Source organism: Actinoplanes sandaracinus (genome assembly GCF_030009775.1).
GTDB lineage: Bacteria > Actinomycetota > Actinomycetes > Mycobacteriales > Micromonosporaceae > Actinoplanes > Actinoplanes sandaracinus.
On sequence record NZ_JASCTH010000023.1, the window covers coordinates 153,622 to 173,373 of the forward strand.

The following is a 19,752-nucleotide window of genomic DNA, read 5'->3' on the forward strand; positions in this document are numbered from 1 at the left end:
CCTCACGTGCCGCCCGACTGGCTCCTCAGTCGGGCGGCACTGCCATTTTCGGGGTCGGACACGCCTGGGACGCTACTTCCGGCTGGCCTAGCGGCATCTCGGCCAGCCCGCCCATCTGACTCCTCGGACGTGCTCGGATCGTCCGGTTCGGTAGCGTGAAAGCGCACCTCACCCGCCACCACCGAGGGGAACACGTGGAGCTGCTGCACTCCGGCAAGGTTCGGGACGTCTACGCCGATGGGGATGACCTCATCCTGGTCACCTCGGATCGGATCTCGATCTATGACGTCATCCTGCCCACGCCGATCCCGGACAAGGGCAAGATCCTCACCCAGCTGTCGCTCTGGTGGTTCGACCAGCTTGCCGATGTGATTCCGAACCATGTCATCTCCGCCACCGATGTGCCGGCGGAGTGGGCCGGGCGGGCGATCCGGTGCGAGCGGCTGGAGATGGTCATGGTCGAGTGCATCGCGCGCGGCTATCTGGCCGGCTCGGGGCTCAAAGACTATGAGCGGGAGCGGATGATCTCCGGCAACCCGCTGCCGGACGGGCTGGTCGAGTCGTCCAAGCTGCCTGAGCCGATCTTCACGCCCAGCACCAAGGAACCGGTCGGGGGCGGGCACGACCAGCCGCTCACGTTCGAGCAGACGCAGGAGCGGGTCGGGAAGGAGCTCGCCGAGGAACTGCGGCGGGTCACCCTCGAGGTGTACCGGCGAGGGTCGGAGATCGCCGCGGCCAAGGGCATCATCATCGCCGACACCAAGATCGAGGTCGGGTACGCGAACGGTGTGCTGAAGATCGGCGACGAGGTGCTCACCCCGGACTCGTCACGGTTCTGGGAGATCGACGACTGGCAGCCGGGCCGGGTGCCGCGTTACCTGGACAAGCAATTCCTCCGCGACTGGTCGACGCGGCACACCGACTGGGACCGGACCGAGCCGGGACCGGAGATCCCGGACGAGGTGGTCGAAGCCACCCGTAACCGTTACATCGAGGTCTACGAGCGGCTCACCGGCGACCGCTGGCGCTGATCAACAGAGGGTGCCGGCGGCTGCGATCCATTGGCGGCGCTTGTGGAGCAGGTAACTGCCGTAGGCGCCGGCCATCACCCCTTCGATCAGACCGGTCCAGCCACCGAGAGCGATGCACAACGGCGCCACCGTCCACAGGAGAACAGCGATGAGCACCCAGCGCTGCGGTGGGCGGGTCGCGCGGCGGGTCAGATCGGGGTCGTCGATCTGGAGCTGGGCCACCAGGCTGGCGAAGACCTGGTGTTCTTCCGGTTTGAGCACGGCGGGTCGACCTCCATCCGAGGGGGGACCGCGACGGCGTACCCAGAAGTGGGTGACGTGAAACGGCCCGCGCTGATGGCGGATCCGCCGGGATGGCCGAATGAGTTACCGGGTCAGGCCCGCGGCCACACGTGAGTGGTCACGGCCCGGACAACGACTTGCGCGACAACTTCAGCATCGCGCCGTCGGCCTGGCCGCCCTGCTCCGGCTCGGCGCAGGCGGGGCACCCGTCGTTGCCGCTGCGGAGGTACCACCCGAGGGCGACGCCGGCGAAGAGACTGAGCAGCCCGACGAACGCCGAGACGGTGACGGCGCCGGTCATGTCAGCGGCCTCCGGCGCACCAACCGCAGCTGCCGCTGGTCGAGGTCGGGCTCACTGTCGGCGCGAAAAGTCACATAGGGCGCGGTGAAGGTGTCCACGCCCGTCCCCCGGTGGGTTTCCCGCTGGTAGGTGACCGTGACCGCCCGGGGCGACGCCGCCTCGATGATGCCGGCGCGCCACCCGTTCCGATAAACCCACACCGGGTCGGCCGGCCGGTAGCTCTCAGCCGGGGCGACCTCTGCCGGATCGCGGTGCGGCGGAGTCACGGTCGGCGTGGACGCCGTGAGGTGCGGCATGGAAATGCCTCCATTGGCTTGAGGCGGACTCTTGCCGTGTCGCGGGCGCAACAGCTGAGCAGCCGAAGATTTCGGCACGCTGTGTCAGCGGTCGGAACGTGTCTGTCAGCTATCATGCTCGTCATCAAGTGCGTCCGCAAGGCCAGATGCACGTGCATCCGCAACACGCGTTCGGCGCGGAGACCCTGATCTGTCTGGTTTCGCGGTAGACGATCTCCGCTCTAGGATGCGTAAAGACTGCGTCGTGCAGTCACAGAGCAGCAACAAGGAGTCAGGTGAGCGCGGGTTCGCAGGAGGAGGCGCCGGGCGGAGGCCCGACCGTGCTGCGCATCCTGCTCGGCTCCCAGCTTCGCAAGCTGCGGGAGTCGAGAGGGATCACCCGGGAGGCGGCCGGTTACGAGATCCGTGCCTCCGGATCCAAGATCAGCCGGATGGAACTGGGCCGGGTCAGCTTCAAGGAACGCGACGTCGCCGACCTCCTGAGCATGTACGGCGTGATCGACTCCGCCGAGCGCGACGCTCTGATCGGCCTCGCCCGTCAGGCCAACAACCCCGGCTGGTGGCAGCACTTCGGTGACGTCCTTCCGAACTGGTTCCAGGCCTATCTGGGTCTCGAGGCGGCCGCGTCACTGATCCGGACCTACGAGATCCAGTTCGTTCCCGGTCTTCTCCAGACGCCCGACTACGCACGCGCCGTGATCATGCTCGGGCATGCCGGGGCCAGTGCGGAGGAGATCAACCGCCGTGTCGGCCTGCGCCTCCAGCGGCAGCAGATCCTCACCCGTTCGGGTGGCCCCCAGTTGTGGGCGGTGATCGACGAGGCGGTGCTGCGCCGCCCGATCGGTGGCGTCGACGTCATGCGCGCGCAGATCGAGTCGCTCATCGAGGCGTCGAAACTGCCCGGCGTGCGCCTGCAGATCATTCCGTTCCAGGCCGGTGGGCACGCGGCCGCCGGCGGGCCGTTCGCGATCCTGCGCTTCCCCGAGCCGGAACTGCCCGATGTGGTCTATGTGGAGCAGTTGACCAGCGCCATCTATCTGGACAAGCGCGAAGACGTGGACCATTACGCGATGGCGATGGAGCGTGTCTGCATCGACGCCGAGCCGCCGAACGACACTCCTGAGATCCTCGGGAAACTGCTGAACGAGGTCGGCCGCCCGGCCTGAGGCCGGTCCGGTCCGGCCGCGTGCCGGCGGCCGGACCGTATTACCTGAACGTTCAGGCGACCAGGTTGTCGAAGTCTCCGTCGCGGACGCCGCCGAGGAACGCCTCGATCTCGGCCCGGGTGTAGATCAGCGCCGAACCCTCGGGATCCCGGGAGTTACGCACGGCGACGTCGCCACCGGGCAGCACGGCGCACTCAACGCAGTTGCCGCTCGGGTTGCTACGGCGGCTCTTCTGCCAGGTGACTCCCTGGAGTTCGCCGGCGGGCATGCCGTTGACCACGTTGGTCATTCCAAGCTCCCTAGATTTGCCCCAGATCGCCCATCGATCCGGGATCGGTGAAGTCCGCGTGCCTAATTCGGGCGGCGATGCAGATGCACGTGCATCTGGCCTTGCGTAGTCACGGGATTCTGAGCATGATAACGCACGTACTACTCTCTAGGGGTGTCACTGAGGGTGACACCTTTAGGTGATGGGTCGGTCGCGGAGCGACGTCTGCGGCCTCAGCTCGAGGCTCCCTGGCGGGGGCGTCCAAGCGAGAGGTGGGGATATGTCGATACCCAACGTCGGCCCTGAACATCCTGGACCGGGTGACTCCGGCGCGGTCGAGAGCCCGCGCTGGGGAAACTCGTTGGTCTACCGGGACGAGCCGTTCGCCGACGAGGTGTTCGCCGCCTCGACCAGAGCCAGCACGGTGTCGCACCGGTTCGGGGGAGTCAGGTATGCATTGAGCCGGCCCGGCGGGACGACCGTCCGGAGGCCGCCTGCCGAGGAGGATGAGTCCGACGCGCGTGACTGAGCTCGTTCGTTGCCACCGCGAGCAGCGACCTGCCCGGCCTCCGCAGCCGAGAGCCCCGCACGTCCGCGACAACCGGTTGCGGCCGAGCAGCCCGGCCTGGCCGGTGTACGAGTTCGCCGAGTCGGACTACTGCTACGGCATCGGCCCGATCCGGCTGCGCCTGGAGCGGGTGAACTGGGCCCAGCCCATCCCGCACGAGGGTGACTTCTGGCTCGGCGTGCGCGGCGTCGTGATCGATCGCTTCGGCCGCGAGGGCGCCGTCCGCGAGATGTTGATCCGCGCGGCGCGGGTGCCGGTTCCGCCGGCGTGCAAGCGGCCCCGCTTGAGGGTGCTGCGCAGCACGCCCGTCTGACTCCGGGTGGGCGGCGCGGTTCCCCGTGCTGGGCCGCCCACCCGGTCAGCCATGAGGAAAGGCCCGCCGCCGGCGGGCCTTTCGCGTCTGACCGTCAGGGTTTGCGGGCCACCCCGGACCAGTAATAAGCCGCTTCGGGGTCGTCGACCGGGTCGTCCGGACGCCAGCCGGAGACCGGAACAACGCCGGGTTCCAGCAGCTCCCAGTCGCCGAAGAACCGGGTCACCGCTTCTCGCGTGCGGGCCACCAGCGTCATGCCGGCGCCGGTCGCGGCGGCGACCGCGGCGTTCACCTCGTCGGGGTTGAAGTCGGCGGTCGGGTGGGTGATCGCCAGGCAGCTGCCGGACGGCAGCGCGTCACGCAGCGCCTCGACCTTGCCCCACGGGTCGTCGGCGTCGGCGAGAAGCATCAGGATCGCGATCAGCGTGAGGCCGACCGGCTTCGTCAGGTCGAGGGTGTCGCGCAGCGCCTGGTGCTCGAGGATCGACACCGGGTGACGGATATCGGCGGCGATGTACTCACTGCGGCCGGACGGGTGACTGATCATCAGGGCGCGGGCGTGGACCAGCACGATGGGGTCGTTGTCCACATAGACCACGCGGGTCTCCGGCGCGATCTGCTGGGCGATCTCGTGCAGGTTGGGCCGGGTGGGGATGCCGGTGCCGATGTCGAGGAACTGGCGGATGCCTTCCTTGGCGACGAGGTCGCGGGCCACCCGGTGCACGAACTTGCGGTTCTCGCCGGCCATGTAACGCATGCCGGGGATGGCCTGGATCATCGCTTCGCCGACGGCGCGGTCGACGGCGAAGTTGTCCTTGCCGCCGAGCCAGTAGTCGTAGATGCGGGCGGAGTGTGGCACGTTGATGTTGACTCCGGGCGGCGCTACCTCGGTGGGTGCGGGGTTACCCTCTGTCACGACCGCCTCCTTGCGACACACGACCAGTACCCGTCCGCTCAGCCTAGCCGGAACGATCGACCGACTTAACCCCCGGAATCCGGTTTTCAAGCGGCGGAGGCATAGCCCCGCGAGGTCGACGTGACGACGCGATCGCGTCCGGCGTGCTTGGCAGCGTACAGGCAACTGTCCGCTGTGGACAGAAGAGTCGACTGGGTCGGAGCGCTCAGGTCGGTGCTCGCCGCAACGCCGATGCTGACGGTGACCGGGAGGCCTCGGGTGATCTCTCGCCAGCCATGGTCGCGGACGGCGCGGCGGATGCCGTCGAGCAGGCCGCCGGCCCGGCCCGCGGTGGTGCCGGGAAGCACGATCAGGAACTCCTCGCCGCCCATCCGGGCGGCGAAACCGGCCGGACTGGCCGCGGCGGCCCCGTCGGCGAGGATGCCGGCCACCCGGACCAGGACCTGGTCGCCGACATTGTGCGAGAGCCGGTCGTTGACCTGCTTGAAGTGGTCGAGATCGACGAGGGCGACGATGAGGCCCGGATCGGACTCGATCAGCGACGGCAGGGACTCGTCGACGAACCGCCGGTTGTGCAGGCCGGTGAGCGGGTCGCGGCGGGCCTGCTCACGGAAGCGCTCGGCCTCCTGCCGGGCCTCGACCGTCTCGAACATCGCCTGCCTGGTACGGGTACGAGCCTCCCGCTGCAGCGAGTGGAGGTTCTGGTAGGCGTCGAAGAACGTCTTGTGCACGGCGAACGCCTCGGCGAACTCGCCCCGGTCGGCGTGCAGCTCGGCCTGCTCCTGGTGCACGCGCACCAGCACGTCGACCAGATCGCGCTCGGTGCAGATGGTCCGGCAGGTGTCGAGGCTCCGCTGCGCCCGCTGGTGCGCGCCGAGGCCGCGCTGCGCCTGGGCGAGGGTGAGGAGGTACTCGGCGAGGGCGTCGGCGTCCTCATGACGGCCCTCGCCGTGCCGCTCGATGCAGAGCCGCATGGTCGCCTCGGCCTCGGCGTAACGCCCGTTGCCGATCTGGATGGCGCCGACGGTGTCGAGGAACGCCGGCTCGAGGTGGATGCCGCGCTCGTCGGCGAGCCGCTGGAGACGGTTCGCCACCTCTTCGGCGCGCTCCTGGTTGCCGGTGTCGTATTCCGCGTAGGCGTGGTTGTTGAGCAGGCAGAGCAGAGCCGGCGAACCGGTCCGGACCGCCAGTTCCTCGGCCTGGGCGTAGCGGACGCGGGCGGCGTCCATCGAGCCGGCGGACCAGAGGGCGTCGGCCAGTTTGGTGCGGTGCCAGATGTGCATGTGGGTGGTCGACTCGTCGTCGAGCAACTCGACCGAGAGCAGCGCGTGCTCCAGGGCCTGCTCGGCGTCACCGAGGTTCTGGTGGATGGCCGCCCAGATCAGGTGGGTGCGGGCCATCAGGAGTCGTGCGTCGTTGGCGACCGCCCACTCGTGCACCTGCCAGATCTGCTCGGCGGCGGCGGCGATGTCGCCGGAGCGCAGCCGCATGTTGGCCTGGCAGAGCCGGGCACGGGCGATCAGCAGCGGATCACCGAGAACCCGGGCCGCCTCCTCGATCCCGACGGCCCGAGCGAGTTCGGCCTGTGGGTCCCAGGAGCGCTCGTCCTCGATGGCGAGGAGCAGGTCCGAGAGCGTCTCGGCGCTGATCAAGTCTGCCACCGATCGCCTCCCTCCGCTTCAGCGAGTCTGCTCCCACGGGCGACCATCGGCACGGATCGGCCGAGGCTTAGGGGAACCGCCTGGCTTTCCGAGGTTAGCTCTGTGTGAGCGGCTGACCCCAAGGAGTGCGGCGTGACCTCCGTCCTACTCGGCAGCGGCGCCGGCCAGTTGAGGTTCACACCCGAGGGGCGCCCAGGCCACCGATGACCAGGGTGAGCTGGCGCCGCCAGGCCTGGGGGTCGGCGGAGTGCTGGGCGACCCCGGCGTTCGCCATCATCAGCAACGCCAGGTCACCGCGGGTGAAGTCGGCGCGCAGCCGGCCGGCCCGCTGGGCCCGGGTCACCACGTCCACGGCCCGCTGCTGGGCGGTCGCGCGCAGGCCGGCGAGCCGTTCGTCGTCGTCGAAGGTGGTGGTCACCAGCAGTTCCGCGAGGCCACGGTCGGTGGCCTGCAACTCGCAGACACGGGTCAGGTAACCGACGAACGCGGCCCACGGGTCCGGGTGTTCGAGCGCTTGTTCGGCGAGGTGGACCGCGGCGGTCATGTGGTTCGCGAAGACCTCGGCGATCAGGTGCCGCCGGCTGGGGAAGCGGCGATAGAGGGTGGCGTTGCCGACCCCGGCCCGCCGGGCGATCTCGTCCAGCGACGCGTCCAAGCCCTGCTCGGCGAAGACCTCGCGCGCCGCGGCGAGCAGGGCTGCTCGGTTACGGCGGGCGTCCGCGCGCAGCCGGGGGGCCATGCGCCACACGATACGGCGTGGCGAGGGAAGGACAGCGATCCGTTCGGTGTCGCCATGGCCGGCGCCCTCGGCGCATCACGAGGCCGGCGAGCAGCGGCACGGGTCGGCTCTCTCGGCGCTGCTGGACCGCGAGGTCGCGGTCAGGTGATGCAGAACTCGTTGCCCTCCGGGTCGGCCATCGTCACCCACGAGTGGGGGCCCTGCCGGCCGTCCCAGAGATGGATGGCGCCGCGTTCGATCAGCCGGTCACGGACGGCGTTCCGTTTCTCCTCGCCGACGAACACGTCGACGTGCATCCGGTTCTTCACCGTCTTGGCGGCCTCGTCGAACTGGAAGAGCATCCGCCGGGCGGTCTCCGGGTGCCGGATCGCGGCGCCGCTGCGCCACACCAGCCTGCCCCCGTGATGGGTGGTCTCGGCGTCGGTGGCGTAACCCTTGGCGATCATCTCCTTGATGAACGCCTCGTCCTGGGACTCCACGTCCCAGCCGAGGGTCTCCGCCCACCAGTCGGCGAGCGTGTGCGGATCGGTGCAGTCCACGGAGACTTGGAAGTCGTAAGCCATGGACCGCACGCTACCCACGATTGCGGTCAGGTCATGACCTAATTGGCGTAGAGGCCTGGAAAGAACCGATCGATTGCGGTCACGTCGTACACATGCCGCACTTCGTTGATCTTTTGATCCTCGACGCCCAGGAACTCGACCATGCGGGCCGTGCCGAACGGTGCCGCAAGGTCGTAGACCAGTGCGGCACCGTCCACAGCATCGGTACGGGCGACCACCGTGACACCGTCCGCGAAGGCGGCGATCCGGTGCAGGACCTGGAGCAGCTCTTCGTCGTCGACCGGGGCGTCCAGGTTCCACTCCGTCTCGACGTCCGCGGCGAGCAGCTTCCGGGCCATGGTCAGGTCGTCGTTGGTCCACGACCTGACCCAGTAGTCCACCACGTCCATGCGGTTCGTCACCCGTTCAGCATCGCGTCTGCGCTCACGAAGGTGTAGCCGGCCTTGATGATTCCCGGAACGAGCTGCTTGAGGTGCGCGGTGCCGAGATACGGGTGGTAGAAGAAGCTGGCCACGCCGTCCCGCACCACCAGGTTGCGCTCGGCGCTGGCGACCAGGTCGGCCGGCAACCGCACCGGGTGCGTGTTGTACGCCTCCGGCTCCACGTTGCCGATGTTCTCCGGCACCACGACCGAGCCGTACACGTCCCGCACGGTGTAGGGGAAGAACTGCCCGAACTGGCGGGCGTAGTTGAACTTGGCGCCGGTCAGCACGCCCGGGAAGTACAGGCCCCGGTCGTATCGCTTGCCGAAGAGCGAGTTCACCACCTGGTAGTCGACCGGGCTGGCCGCGTAGTGCGGGAACTCGAAGATCTTCGGCATGCCCAGCCCGGTGGCCGCGAACACCGCGCCCGACGCGACCATCCGCGAGGTGGCCCAGGCGGCCGAGTCCTCCTTCACCGGGCCGTCGTAGATCACCCGGTCGGCCGAGTCGACGTGCGCGGTGAAGAACTCGAAGTCGTTGCCGCTGGCGCCGTCGTACGGGTTGTTCACCGAGCCGTACTGGTGGGTGTAGCCGTGCATGAGCAGCGTGCCGCCCTTAGCCTGCATGTACTTCAGCGCGGACACCACCGCGGGCCTCTTGGCCAGGGAGTAGTCCTCGGCGACGCCGTTGTTCTTGGCGCCCTTCGGGTCGCGGTACCGCGGGTAGACCGCGACACTGAACGGCACCTTCATCGACCACAGGTAGTCGGCGACCGCCCGCAACTCGGCGGGATCCGCGTCGGGGCCGACGTCCTCGATCCGGATCAGCGCGCGGTGGCGTTCGGGCGTCTTCGGAGCGAGCGCGTCGAAGAGCAGATCCGCGAAGACCAGGTAGCGGTCGTCGTGGGTGACGTAGGAGAACGGGATCTCGCTGACGTAGGTCAGGTTGCCGGAGCGCACCGCCCAGGGCAGCGTGGTCCCGTCGGCGCGGGTCGCGGCCGCCAGGGTGACGACCTTGGCCGGGTCGCTGACCGTCAGGTTCATCAGACCGGACTTGTTGTCGGCGCTGCGGGTCAGCTTCCGGCCCTTGTAGGTCACCGCGGCCACGTCGGCGAAGTCGAAGAGGCCGCTGGTGAAGCCGTACTTCGCGGCGAAGCCGTCCAGCTTGGTGAGCTGCCAGACGTTGTCCCGGACCCACACCACCGGCTTGGTCGTGGCGGTCACGTCGGTCAGGAAAGCGGCCGGCAGCGGCTCGTCGTAGGTCGAGCCCAGGTAGATCACCGCGGTGTAGTTCTTCAGGTCACCGGCCTTGTAACCGGCCACCGGCGCGGCCGTCCAGGAGCCGAAGTGCGAGCTCAGGTTCGCCGTCTGGGTGGCGTAGACCTCGCCCAGCCAGCCGTAGCCGCCCGTGGTGTCGTACAGCACGAGGGTCTTGGCCGTGCCGCCGCCGGGAGCGGCCTTGCCGGTCTTGCCGGCCGCCGTGGTGGTGCCGGCGGCGCCGGCCTCGATGGAGTTGAGGCCGACGGCCGCGACGGTGGCGGCGGCCGCGCCGGCGACGAGAACGCTGCGGCGGGAGACGGGGGTGGCACGCATCAGGCGACGACTCCGGAGGTGAGGGCGGTCTGCGACGGGACGGGCATGGCTTCGGGGGCGGGCGCGAGGCCCAGGAGAGCGGCGGTGGCCTGCGCGGTGCGCACGGCGGCGAGGCCGTCGCCGTAGGGGTTGCCGCCGGCGGTCATCGAGTCGCGGAGGGCCCGGCTGTCGAGCAGCGCGGACGCCTCCGCCACGATCAGCGCGGGGTCCGAGCCGACCAGCTTGGCGCAGCCCGCGTGCAGCGACTCCACCCGCTCGGTCACGTCCCGCAGCACCAGCGCCGGAACCCCGAACGACGGCGCCTCCTCCTGGATGCCGCCCGAGTCGGTCAGCACCAGGTAGGCCTCGGAGAGCAGGCGGGACAGATCCGGGTAGGGCAGCGGGTCGGTGACGGTCACGCGCTCCACGCCGGCCAGGGCGGCGTCGACCTGGGACCGGACCGCGGGGTTCGGGTGGCTGGGCAGGACCACCTCGATGTCGTCGTAGCGGGCGATCAGCTCCTTGACCGCGGCCAGGATCCGGTCCAGCGGCTCGCCCCACGACTCACGGCGGTGGGCGGTCACCAGGACCAGGCGGTTGTCACTGCCGGCGCGGGCGGCGGCCACGTCCTGGTTCTCGAACGGCAGCTTGCGGCCGGCCACCGCGAGGGTCGCGTCCACCACGGTGTTGCCGGTGACCAGCACGTCGCTCGCCGGGATCTTCTCGTCGAGGAGGTTCATCGCGGCCAGCGGGGTGGGCGCCAGGTGCAGAGCGGCGACCTGGGCGACCAGGCGGCGGTTGCCCTCCTCCGGGAAGGGCGACTCCAGGTCACCGGAACGCAGGCCGGCCTCCAGGTGGACGACCGGAATGCGCCGCCAGAACGCGGCGAGGGCGCCGGCCAGGCTGGTGGTGGTGTCGCCCTGCACGATGACGGCGGCCGGGGTGCGTACCGACCAGAGTTCGTCCAGCTGGCGGATCATCGCGGTGAGCAACTCGGCCTGGCCGCCAGTGGTGCGCTCGACCTGAAGCGTGATGTCCGGCTCCAGGCCGAACGCGGCGAGCGCCTGGGTGACCATCGTCGGGTGCTGGCCGCTGGCGAGCAGGACCGGTGCGAGCAGCCCGGCCTCGCGCATGGCGAGAGCTACCGGGGCGAGCTTGACGGCTTCGGGGCGGGTGCCGCCGACGAGGTGGACCTCGCGAAGAGACATGGGGGGAGCCAGCCTTCTGTTCGGGGGGAGAGGCGAATCAGGGGGAAGGGGTGGTTCAGGCGGCGACCGCGAGCGGCTCTTCGACGAGCCGTTCGGTCTTGGCCCAGGCCTGGCGGCCGCTGGCCTGCCGGCCGAGCGCGCGGTAGGTGGCGGCGAGGCCGAGGATCAGGAACGCGGGGTACGCGAGAGCGGCGGTCAGCATCCGGGGCATGCCCTCATCGCCGTGCTTGTACTTGTGCACCAGCGCCCAGAGCAGGCCGGGGAAGGTGGTGACGATCAGCCAGACGCCGCCGGCCTGGCCCAGGGCGGCCCAGCTCGGGATGAAGACGATCGGGTGGCCGATCAGCAGGCCGCCCAGCCCGGCGAGGCCGGTGCCGATGAGCAGCACCGTCAGGATCGCGTTGGCCCAGGGGGAGAGCAGGTAGTGCAGCATCTCGGCGAGCGCGATCCGGGCCACCCGCGGTGACGAGAAGAGCCGGCCGAGGTAACGGGCGCACTGCATGTTGCCCTGCGCCCAGCGGGTCCGCTGCCGGGTGAGCCGGCGGACGTCGACGACCGCCTGCTGGGTCACCGAGGCACGTGAGGTGTACCGGATCCCGACGCCGTTGAGGTGCATCCGCAGGCCCAGCTCCATGTCCTCGACGAGGCAGCTGGACCACGGCGCCGACCCGAGCGTCTGCAGGGTGGAGAGCCGGCTGAACTGGCCGTTGCCACCGAGGCCGACGGTGTCGAGGGCGTCGCGCATGTTCTGGCAGGCGTCGACGATCGCGCCGAACTCCAGGTCCTGCACGGCCCCGAGGAGCCGGTTGCGGTTGCGGATCCGGACCTGCACCTGGGCGGCGCCGACCCGGGTGTCACGCATCAGCCGGGACACCTCGACCAGGATGTTCTCGCTGCCCTGACCGTCGCCGTCGATGATCCCGACGACCACCTTCTCCGGGGCCGTCCCGGACTCGGCGGTGAGTCGCGAGATGTGCCGGTAGGCGGCGTTCAGGGCCTCGCCCTTGCCCTGCCGGGCCTCGGGGAGCTCACGACGCATGACGTGCAGCCTGGGGTGGTCGATCGCGGCGAGGACCTCGGGGGTGCGGTCGTCCGAGCCGTCGTCGACGACCAGGACCCGGGACAGGGTGCCGGCCGGGCCGCGCAGGTTGAGGGCCGCGCCGACGGTGTTGGCCACGACGGCCTCTTCGTTGAGGGCCGGGACGATGACCCAGAAGTGCTCGGGACGCCCGTTGCCGCCGGCCACCGATCGGTTTACGACCTTGGCCCGGTGGGTGCCGGCGTAGCGCAGCGCGAACCACACCAGGATCACCGTGGTGACGGGCCAGGCCAAGAGCACCGCGTAGCCGGTGACCGCATACAGCCAACTCTCCGACGCGTCCATCGGTACCACCTCCCGGGCCTGTAACTGTCCGTATCATCCAGCGAGCGAAGGGGGCCGCGCTCATGGACGTAATAGGACATTAAGGTGCTACCGAGGGTGACTCAATAGGCGCCAGCGGGACGGAGGCGGAGTCAGGCCAAAAGGGCTAACCCAGACATCTCAGGCGGCGCTCACCAGGCGAAACCGGGCGTATTCAACGGCATATCCGACAATTCGGCGCCGTGCCGCTCCGGAGTTGACCGATTGCGCAGAGTGATTTCGTGGGGCGCGTGGGAATGGTCACGGAAAGTTATCAGGAGGGTGCCGGAGAGTTGCTACGGGCCGTCGAGGAGAGTCGGATCGTCACGCAACATGGCGGCCAGGCGGCGGGCCGCCAGCTCCGTCTCCTCCGGGCGCTCCACCTGCAACGGGATCGGCTCCGGCAGCGGCTCCGGGAAACCGGGCTGCTGCGGCTCGGCGTGCTGCGCGTGGAACGGCGCGGGCGGCGGAGCGTACGGGTGCGGCGCGGACGCGTACGGATGAGAGATGTCATGCGGCGGGACCGGCGGAGGCGGCGTCGGCGCGAACGGGTGTGCAGCGGTGTTGCTCTGGTCGGCGTAGCCGGCCCGGTCGTAACCGAAGGCCTGCTCATGCCGGTTGACGACGATCGGCTGCTCGACGGTGGTCGTCTCGGTGTAGTCGAAGTCGGTGGGGCCGAACCGGTCCTGGTCGTCGTGGCTCGCGCGTGGTCGCTCCGCGGGTGGGGGCGGTTCCTCGGCCTGCTCCTCGACGTCGATCTCGAAATCGGCGTGCCGCGGCGCCGCCTCGGTGGCCCGGACCGCGACCGTGTTGTCGGCGGTCACCTGCACCACGCCGTCGGCCATCGCGAAGTGGAGCAGCACCGGATCGCCGGCGCCCTCGACGCCGACCGTGACGGCCAGTTGCGGATTGCGGGAGACCACGCCCGCGATCGCCTCGACCAACTCCGTCACCGCCGGCGGAGTGCCGTTGCTCTCTCCGGCGGCGCGGCGCCTCAACTCGTCACGCCGGGCCAGCTTGTCGAGTGCGTCGTCCAGTCCGCCTCGCACGTCACCGTCCTCTTTCCTACGCGGTCGCCCGGTCCCCCAACTGTGCCCCTTCGTGGGCCGGTTGGGAACCGCTCTGTCCCGGGGAACACGGCGAACCGTGACCGGGCGACCGGTTCAAACCCTACGACTGCATCCGGATCGCCTTGTCGAGAGCCTGGTCCAGCACCACGAGGAGAGCGTCCCGCACGGAGGCGCGGAAACGTGCGTCGAAGGATATGACCGGAACATCCTCACGAACCGCCAGGGCCCACCGCACCTCGTCGATGCTGTAGGACATCTCGCCGTTGAAGGTGTTGATGCCGACCACGAACGGAAGGCCCTGACGCTCGAAGTAGTCGACCGCCGGATAGCAGTCGTCTATTCGGTTGGTATCCACCACAACCAGGGCACCCAGGGCGCCTCGCACCAGGTCATCCCACATGAACGCGAACCGGGTCTGCCCCGGTGTGCCGAAGATGTAGAGCTTGAGGGTCTGGTCGATGGTCAGGACGCCGAAGTCCATCGCCACGGTGGTGTTGGTCTTCAGGACCGCCTGGCCGGGGTTGTCGATGCCCACGGACTCCGAGGTCATCTCGGCTTCGGTGGTCAACGGCGAGATCTCGGAGATGGCGCCCACGGTGGTCGTCTTGCCGACCCCGAATCCGCCGGCCACGATGATCTTGACCGGGACGGGCGCCTTCTTGGGGCCGCCGCCCGATACCCGCGCGGTACCGACGACTCGGTTAGCTGATGGATCGAAGTCCACGGATCACTCGCATGATGGTGTCGGGGTCAGGTGTGTCGTTGTCCAGCACATGAACGTCTAGTTGGCCGGCAGCACGCAGATCGCCGACCAGGATTCGGGTGACGCCCAGATGCAGGCGCAAGCGTGCGGAGATCTCGGCTACCGAGATCGGACTCTCCTCGCAGAGAGACACGATCGCCCTGGTTTCCGGAGAGAGACGGGACGGAGGCGCACCGGGCACCAACGTCACCTGAGTCTCCATACCGATGTCGGGGTCTCCTCCATCGGTCCGCCCGGCCGTGATGACGAACGGGCGCAGCTTGTGGGTCGATGCCTCGACCGGCGGGTTCTCCCCGGTGGGGGTGTAGCCGCCGGTCGAGTGCTGAGGACCGGATTGCAGGAAGGGCCGGACTCCGGGCGCCGGAGGTACCGGTTCGTCGGGGTCCGGGCGTGTCATTGCTGAACGGCGTTCTTCAGCTCGGCGATCAGGCGCGGGGTCAGGGCGCCGCCGGCACGGGTGGCGAAGAGCGTCATCTCGTACGCCAGCGTGCCCAGGTTCGCCGACCGGTCGGCGATGACACCGAGAACCGAGCCCGCGCTGATCGCCGTGACCAGCAGGTAACCGTCGGCCATGTCGATGATGACCCGGTTCAGGGCGCCGAGGCGGTACCAGCTCGCCGCACCACCGGAAAGGCTGGTCAGACCCGAGACCACGGCCGCGAGACGCTCGGCGTTGGGCCGGTCCTTGATCGCCGACATGGCCATCAGCAGGCCGTCCGAGGAGACGGCGATGGCTTCGATCACACCCGCGGTACCGGAGGTGAACGAGTCAAGCAGCCAGTTGAAGGTTTTGGCTTCAGCGCTGAGCTGACTTTGCGCGGGGGAGTAAGGGGAAGTCATCGCGGTTGTCCCTCGTGTTGTGGCTTACTTTCATTCAGCGCGAGCGCGACTCCGTACTCGAACTGTTCCATGAGAGCCCGGGCGGCCTCAGGGTCGAGCGTGGACGGGGCCGGCGGCGTGATCGGTTGGTGCATCTCGTCGCGCGGGAGGGTGGCTCCCGGCACGCGACGGGTCAGCGGCGCGCCACCGTTGGAAGACGGCGGCGCGGGAGGAGCCGGCGGCGACACGGGCGCCGGCGCGTCCCACTGCGGTGCGGCGGCCGGAACCGGGGCATCCCAGGTGGGGGTGCTGAAGTCCGGAGCCGGAGCGTCCCACGTGGGGGTGCTGACTTCCGGAGCCGGCGTGTCCCAGGTGGGCGCGCTGAAATCCGGAGCCGGGATCGAGGTGCTCGTGTCGTGTGCCCGGATGACACCGGCCTCGAACGCGTCGAACGCGGCACGGGCAGCGAGTGCGTCGTCCTGCGAAGGCGGCGCGGCCAGCTGCTGCTTCTCGCCCTCGGCCGGAAGCTGGCTGCCGGGCACCCGGCGGCGCAGCGGAGTCGAGTTGCCGTTGCGCCGCGGTTCTGGCGGCACCGGGACGGCCGGCGCCGCCGGGATCTCCGGCACGGCCGGAGCCGGGACGTTCCAGCTCGTCTGAACGGCGACCTCGGCGCTCCAGCCGGGCTGGGCCGCGGGAAGCTCCGGCAGCGCGGCCGGAACCCGGCCCGCGACCGGGGTGCCCATGTCGAACGACTGCACCGGTTCCGGGTAGCCACCGGCCGACGGGTACGCCGGCTCCTGGTAGGCCGGGCCCGGCGAGTAGACCGGCTCGGCGTCGTAGACCGGCTCACCCGCGTACGGGTCGCCGGCCGCCGCGGCCGGCACGACGGACCCGCCGAACGCGTTCCACGAGTTGCCGGACGACACGACCTGGGTGGCGCGGCCGAGCTTCTCCGGGTCGAACGGCTGCTGGCTGCCGGGCACCGACCGGACGCCGGCACTGGTGATCGCGACCTCGGTGGTGTTGCCGTGCAGCGCCGCCGAGTAGGCGGGCGCCGGCGGGAATTCCGCGGCCTGGATCTGCGGCGGCGCGGTCGGAGCCGGGAAGGCTCCGGCCGGCGCGGCCGACGGGTAGGCCGCCGGCGCCATCGGGGCGAGGTTCTCCACCCGGGAGATCAGGTGCGACGGGTTGAGGTCGATCCAGGCGGTCAGACCGCCGTCCGGGGTGTCGGTGAGAGTCACCTCGATGCCGTGCCGGCGGGCGAGCCGGCCGACCACGAAGAGACCGAGCACCTCGGTGGGGGCCAGGTCCAGACGCTCACGGCGGGTCAGTCGCGCGTTCTCCTCGGCCAGACGCTCGGGCGCGAGGCCGAGGCCGTGGTCGATGATCGCGAGGCGGGCGCCGCCGCGCAGCTCGTCGGCGGAGACCGTGACCTTGGTGTGCGGTGGGGAGAACGTGGTGGCGTTCTCCAGCAGTTCGGCCAGCAACAGCGTCAGGTCGGCCAGGACGGCCGGCACCACGACGATGTCCTCGGAGACCTCCACCTCGACACGGGTGTAGTCCTCGATCTCACCGAGGGCGAGACGGACGACGTCGGAGAGGGCCAGCGGCGCCATGTGCTCGTTCGCGCCGGCGCCACCGGAGAGCACGACCAGCGCGGACGCGTTCCGGCGCAGACGGCTGGACATGTGGTCCAGGCGGTAGAGCTCGCGCAGGCGGTCGCTGTCGGTCTCCTTGCGCTCCAGACCGTCGATCAGGGAGAGCTGGCGGCCGACCAGGTTCTGGGTACGGCGGCCGACGTGGCCGAACATCTGCGCGACGTTACGGCGGCCGAGCACCTGCCGCTCCACCAGCCGGGCGGCGGTGGTCTGCACCCGGTCGAACGCGCGGGCCAGGTCACCGATCTCGTCCTGGGCCTCCACGTCGACCGGGTCGAGGCGGATCGGGCGGACCTGGGCCTCGGCCTCGTCGTCGGCGACGCGCTCCAGCTCGGTCTCGGCCTCGCGGGCGATCCGGTCGGCCGACACGGTCAGACGGCGCAGCGGCCGGGCGACCGCGCGGGCCATGAAGATCGACAGCGTGATCACCAGGATGAGCAGCAGGAACGCGCCACCACCGATGAGCGCCGACTGACGGATGGCGCTTTTCCGGTTGTCGTTCACCGCGATGTCCACGTCCTGGGCCACGCGCTTCTCGACGAAGCTACCCAGGATCGTCACGGACTGGAGCGACGGGAAGAGCTGCTGGATCTTCAGGTCCCGCAGCGCCTGGGTCGGGTTCGTCGCCAGCGCGTCGGTGAACTTCGAGCCCACGCGTGCGGCGAACGCCTGCTGGGTGCTGAGGTAGAGCCGGTACTGCGTGTCGGTGAAGTACACCCGGGACGTCGAGATGATCGACTCGATCTGGGCGAACGTCGCGTTGAACTGGCTCAGCGTCAGGGCGGCGTCCTGCGGGCTGCTGGCGCTGACGACCGCGGCGGTGGCCAGCCAGCACGAGGCCTGGCTGATCAGGTCGTCGGAGCGCATGGCGCGCTCCAGGGCGTAGACCTGCTGGCCGACGCTCGTGGTGAGGTCGGCGCTGGTGGCCAGGCCGAGACCGTCGATCAGCGGTTCGATCGTGTTGGTGAAGTCCTCGATGACCGTCGGCGGCTTGATCGCCCGGTTCAGAACGTTCTGCCGGGTGCTGTTGAGCCGGGCGGCGCCGGAGACGGCGCGGCGCAGGGCCAGCGGGGCGTCCTCGTCATCGGCGAGGTCCGCCACCATATCGGCGGCCTCGGCGCTCTGCACGACGAGCGTCGGGCGATCCACCAGGCCCAGGAGGTAACCGACCGAGAGCAGTCGCTCCTCCTGGAGCTCGATCAGCGCCGCGCTCACCAGAGTGGCCCGCTGAACGGTGTCCGAGGTCTCCTGAGCGGTGCGGGCCGCGTCGATGCGCTCGTAGATGACCGGGATGCTCAGGCCGACGACGCCGAGCAGCGGCACGAGGATCAGCAGGGCCAGCTTGCCCAGGATGCGGAACTTACCGAAGAGCACCGGAACGCTCCCGACCGGCGCCACTGCCGTAGTTGGGGTTGTCGCCGAAGCCGGGCGCCGTGTCGTACGGACCGCCGCCATAGGTGTTCGGGGTGGCGGAGGTGGCCTGGCTGTCGTTGCGGACCGAGACGTCCCGGCCGGCCTCGCCGTCGGAGTCGCGGAACGCCTTGACGGCGCGGCCACGGGTCCAGACGGCGGCGAACACGATCAGCGCGACGGCGGCGGCGAGCAGCGCCAAGGCCTCGATCCGGCGGTAGTCCAGCTCGTCGATCCGCTCGTCGAGCAGGGTCGACATCTCCTTGAGGAGCACCGTGGAGAGCGCCTTGAGCGCGGTGGTCAGCGTGCTCTGCGCGGTCACCAGGATGGAGACGTCCGGGGTGCCCCCGGGGTTGGCGCCACGGTTGGCGGCTTCGACGCCACGGCGGAACGCGTCGAGGTTGTTGACCGTGTTGCTGGCGAGCGTGGAGCTGCCGGTGTCCTCGGCCGCGGCCTGGAGGTTGTCGGTCAGCTCGGCGACGGAGTCCTCGACGGCCATGACCGCCGCGCCGAACTCGACCTGGAGGGCGCCCCGCTCCCGGTCCTTGGCGGCGGCGACCATGTTCGCCAGGTCACCCATCCGGCTCACGTTGGTGACCGCCTCGGGCATGTTCACCGTGACGGTCTCCTGCAGGAACCAGATGTCGCTCTGCGAGTCCTGGTTGAGCAGGGAGTTCTGGCGGACCTCGTTGTAGAGCTCCAGCGCCAGGTCACCGACCTCGACGTGGGCCTCGTAGATCTGCTCGGAGTCACCGGCGACGCCGGGCAGGCGGCCGATCTTCTCCTTCAGGCCGGACCAGCGGCTGGTGGAGTCCAGCTCGTCGCCGAGCTTCTCGTCGACGCCCTGCACGCGCGCGACGGCGGCGGTCAGTGAGGCCGGCTCGGCGGTGACGCCTTGCAACGCCGACGACTGCGACTCGGCGAGCGCGCTGACCAGCGGCGCCAACTCCGCGAGGTACTCGATGCCCTTCTGCTTGAGCTCCGTCTCGTCCCGCTGAGAGGTGTTCTCATTCAGGACGCGCAGAAACAGGACTGCGGTCGGCACCAGGACGAGAACCGTCAGCAGCGCCGCGAGAGCGGAGCGTAGACGGGATCGCCGGCTGTTCACCGAGACTGACATTGCTTTAGTCCTCCGCCATGCACACGCGATGGGCCGATGGGGGGGCTACGGACAGTAGCCATGCGGGCGCACCGATCTGGGTCAATCTATCCGAGAAATCCTCAGAAGACCCCTTTCCAAGGGTCAGAGTTCGCTCGGCTGATCGGGGGATACGCGGCACTGCCGACTTCGCTGTACGAACGCCTCGGCCCAGGCCCAGAAGGGG

The 19,752-nt window shown here is 69.6% G+C and carries 22 protein-coding genes; 4 read left to right on the forward strand and 18 right to left on the reverse strand.

All coding sequences use genetic code 11. The features are described 5' to 3' along the window. Nucleotides 1–194: 194 nt before the first annotated feature. Entirely contained in the window at nucleotides 195–1,031 is an 837-nt protein-coding gene (locus QLQ12_RS31285) for a phosphoribosylaminoimidazolesuccinocarboxamide synthase (protein ID WP_282764112.1), read from the forward strand. Here QLQ12_RS31285 and QLQ12_RS31290 read toward each other — a convergent pair whose 3' ends face one another. The 3 genes from QLQ12_RS31290 to QLQ12_RS31300 all read right to left on the reverse strand — a co-directional run bounded on the left by QLQ12_RS31290 (nucleotide 1,032) and on the right by QLQ12_RS31300 (nucleotide 1,910). After that, nucleotides 1,032–1,292, reverse strand: coding sequence for a DUF3040 domain-containing protein (locus QLQ12_RS31290; RefSeq protein ID WP_282764113.1), 261 nt, complete (start codon nucleotides 1,290–1,292; stop codon nucleotides 1,032–1,034). A 139-nt stretch (nucleotides 1,293–1,431) separates the two neighbouring features. Next, entirely contained in the window at nucleotides 1,432–1,614 is a 183-nt protein-coding gene (locus QLQ12_RS31295) for a hypothetical protein (protein WP_282764114.1), read from the reverse strand. After that, a complete protein-coding gene (locus tag QLQ12_RS31300; protein WP_282764115.1) occupies nucleotides 1,611–1,910 on the reverse strand; it encodes a hypothetical protein in 300 nt (99 codons plus the stop codon). Before QLQ12_RS31300 ends, QLQ12_RS31295 begins: the two co-directional genes overlap by 4 nt. Nucleotides 1,911–2,185: 275 nt before the next feature. Between QLQ12_RS31300 and QLQ12_RS31305 the strand changes: the two genes are divergently transcribed. Next, entirely contained in the window at nucleotides 2,186–3,076 is an 891-nt protein-coding gene (locus QLQ12_RS31305; RefSeq protein ID WP_282764116.1) for a helix-turn-helix domain-containing protein, read from the forward strand. 52 nt (nucleotides 3,077–3,128) lie between these two features. On the opposite strand, the gene QLQ12_RS31310 is transcribed toward QLQ12_RS31305, so the two are convergent. Next, nucleotides 3,129–3,365 (reverse strand): DUF397 domain-containing protein, encoded by a 237-nt coding sequence (locus tag QLQ12_RS31310; protein ID WP_282764117.1) that lies wholly within the window; start codon nucleotides 3,363–3,365, stop codon nucleotides 3,129–3,131. Nucleotides 3,366–3,624: 259 nt separating this feature from the next. Here QLQ12_RS31310 and QLQ12_RS31315 point away from each other — a divergent pair, with 259 nt between their 5' ends. Together QLQ12_RS31315 and QLQ12_RS31320 are read left to right on the forward strand one after the other, a co-directional pair. Beyond that, entirely contained in the window at nucleotides 3,625–3,873 is a 249-nt protein-coding gene (locus tag QLQ12_RS31315; protein ID WP_282764118.1) for a hypothetical protein, read from the forward strand. Then, complete coding sequence (locus QLQ12_RS31320) at nucleotides 3,866–4,225, forward strand: hypothetical protein (RefSeq protein WP_282764119.1); 360 nt, start codon at nucleotides 3,866–3,868, stop codon at nucleotides 4,223–4,225. The genes QLQ12_RS31315 and QLQ12_RS31320 overlap by 8 nt, the downstream gene beginning before the upstream one ends. A 94-nt stretch (nucleotides 4,226–4,319) precedes the next feature. Here the strand turns inward: QLQ12_RS31320 and QLQ12_RS31325 are convergent, their stop codons facing one another. The 14 genes from QLQ12_RS31325 to QLQ12_RS31390 form a co-directional block, all read right to left on the reverse strand. Next, on the reverse strand, nucleotides 4,320–5,141 hold the full coding sequence (locus QLQ12_RS31325; protein WP_282764120.1) for an SAM-dependent methyltransferase: 822 nt from the start codon (nucleotides 5,139–5,141) through the stop codon (nucleotides 4,320–4,322). Nucleotides 5,142–5,227: 86 nt separating this feature from the next. Then, nucleotides 5,228–6,802: a GGDEF domain-containing protein gene (locus tag QLQ12_RS31330; protein ID WP_282764121.1), complete on the reverse strand. Its 1,575-nt coding sequence runs from the start codon at nucleotides 6,800–6,802 to the stop codon at nucleotides 5,228–5,230. Between the two features lie 175 nt (nucleotides 6,803–6,977). Then, the gene (locus QLQ12_RS31335) at nucleotides 6,978–7,541 is read right to left on the reverse strand and encodes a TetR/AcrR family transcriptional regulator (RefSeq protein WP_282764122.1); all 564 of its coding nucleotides are present in this window, start codon (nucleotides 7,539–7,541) and stop codon (nucleotides 6,978–6,980) included. 140 nt (nucleotides 7,542–7,681) lie between these two features. Further along, nucleotides 7,682–8,104 (reverse strand): VOC family protein, encoded by a 423-nt coding sequence (locus tag QLQ12_RS31340; RefSeq protein ID WP_282764123.1) that lies wholly within the window; start codon nucleotides 8,102–8,104, stop codon nucleotides 7,682–7,684. Between the two features lie 38 nt (nucleotides 8,105–8,142). Then, complete coding sequence (locus QLQ12_RS31345; protein WP_282764124.1) at nucleotides 8,143–8,505, reverse strand: hypothetical protein; 363 nt, start codon at nucleotides 8,503–8,505, stop codon at nucleotides 8,143–8,145. Beyond that, a complete protein-coding gene (locus tag QLQ12_RS31350; RefSeq protein WP_282764126.1) occupies nucleotides 8,502–10,118 on the reverse strand; it encodes a polysaccharide deacetylase family protein in 1,617 nt (538 codons plus the stop codon). Before QLQ12_RS31350 ends, QLQ12_RS31345 begins: the two co-directional genes overlap by 4 nt. Beyond that, a complete protein-coding gene (gene wecB / locus QLQ12_RS31355; protein WP_282764127.1) occupies nucleotides 10,118–11,305 on the reverse strand; it encodes a non-hydrolyzing UDP-N-acetylglucosamine 2-epimerase in 1,188 nt (395 codons plus the stop codon). Before wecB ends, QLQ12_RS31350 begins: the two co-directional genes overlap by 1 nt. A gap of 55 nt (nucleotides 11,306–11,360) precedes the next feature. Beyond that, nucleotides 11,361–12,689, reverse strand: coding sequence for a glycosyltransferase (locus QLQ12_RS31360; protein WP_282764128.1), 1,329 nt, complete (start codon nucleotides 12,687–12,689; stop codon nucleotides 11,361–11,363). Nucleotides 12,690–13,003: 314 nt separating this feature from the next. Continuing rightward, complete coding sequence (locus tag QLQ12_RS31365) at nucleotides 13,004–13,756, reverse strand: hypothetical protein (protein ID WP_282764129.1); 753 nt, start codon at nucleotides 13,754–13,756, stop codon at nucleotides 13,004–13,006. Nucleotides 13,757–13,877: 121 nt separating this feature from the next. Next, the gene (locus QLQ12_RS31370; RefSeq protein WP_282764130.1) at nucleotides 13,878–14,501 is read right to left on the reverse strand and encodes a GTP-binding protein; all 624 of its coding nucleotides are present in this window, start codon (nucleotides 14,499–14,501) and stop codon (nucleotides 13,878–13,880) included. Further along, complete coding sequence (locus QLQ12_RS31375; RefSeq protein ID WP_282764132.1) at nucleotides 14,479–14,937, reverse strand: DUF742 domain-containing protein; 459 nt, start codon at nucleotides 14,935–14,937, stop codon at nucleotides 14,479–14,481. The genes QLQ12_RS31370 and QLQ12_RS31375 overlap by 23 nt, the downstream gene beginning before the upstream one ends. Then, nucleotides 14,934–15,380 carry a roadblock/LC7 domain-containing protein gene (locus tag QLQ12_RS31380; protein ID WP_282764133.1) on the reverse strand — a complete coding sequence of 149 codons (447 nt, stop codon included), beginning with the start codon at nucleotides 15,378–15,380 and terminating at the stop codon, nucleotides 14,934–14,936. Before QLQ12_RS31380 ends, QLQ12_RS31375 begins: the two co-directional genes overlap by 4 nt. After that, nucleotides 15,377–18,391: a sensor histidine kinase gene (locus tag QLQ12_RS31385; RefSeq protein ID WP_282764134.1), complete on the reverse strand. Its 3,015-nt coding sequence runs from the start codon at nucleotides 18,389–18,391 to the stop codon at nucleotides 15,377–15,379. The genes QLQ12_RS31380 and QLQ12_RS31385 overlap by 4 nt, the downstream gene beginning before the upstream one ends. Then, nucleotides 18,378–19,547, reverse strand: coding sequence for a hypothetical protein (locus QLQ12_RS31390; RefSeq protein ID WP_282764135.1), 1,170 nt, complete (start codon nucleotides 19,545–19,547; stop codon nucleotides 18,378–18,380). Before QLQ12_RS31390 ends, QLQ12_RS31385 begins: the two co-directional genes overlap by 14 nt. Nucleotides 19,548–19,752: the final 205 nt, after the last annotated feature.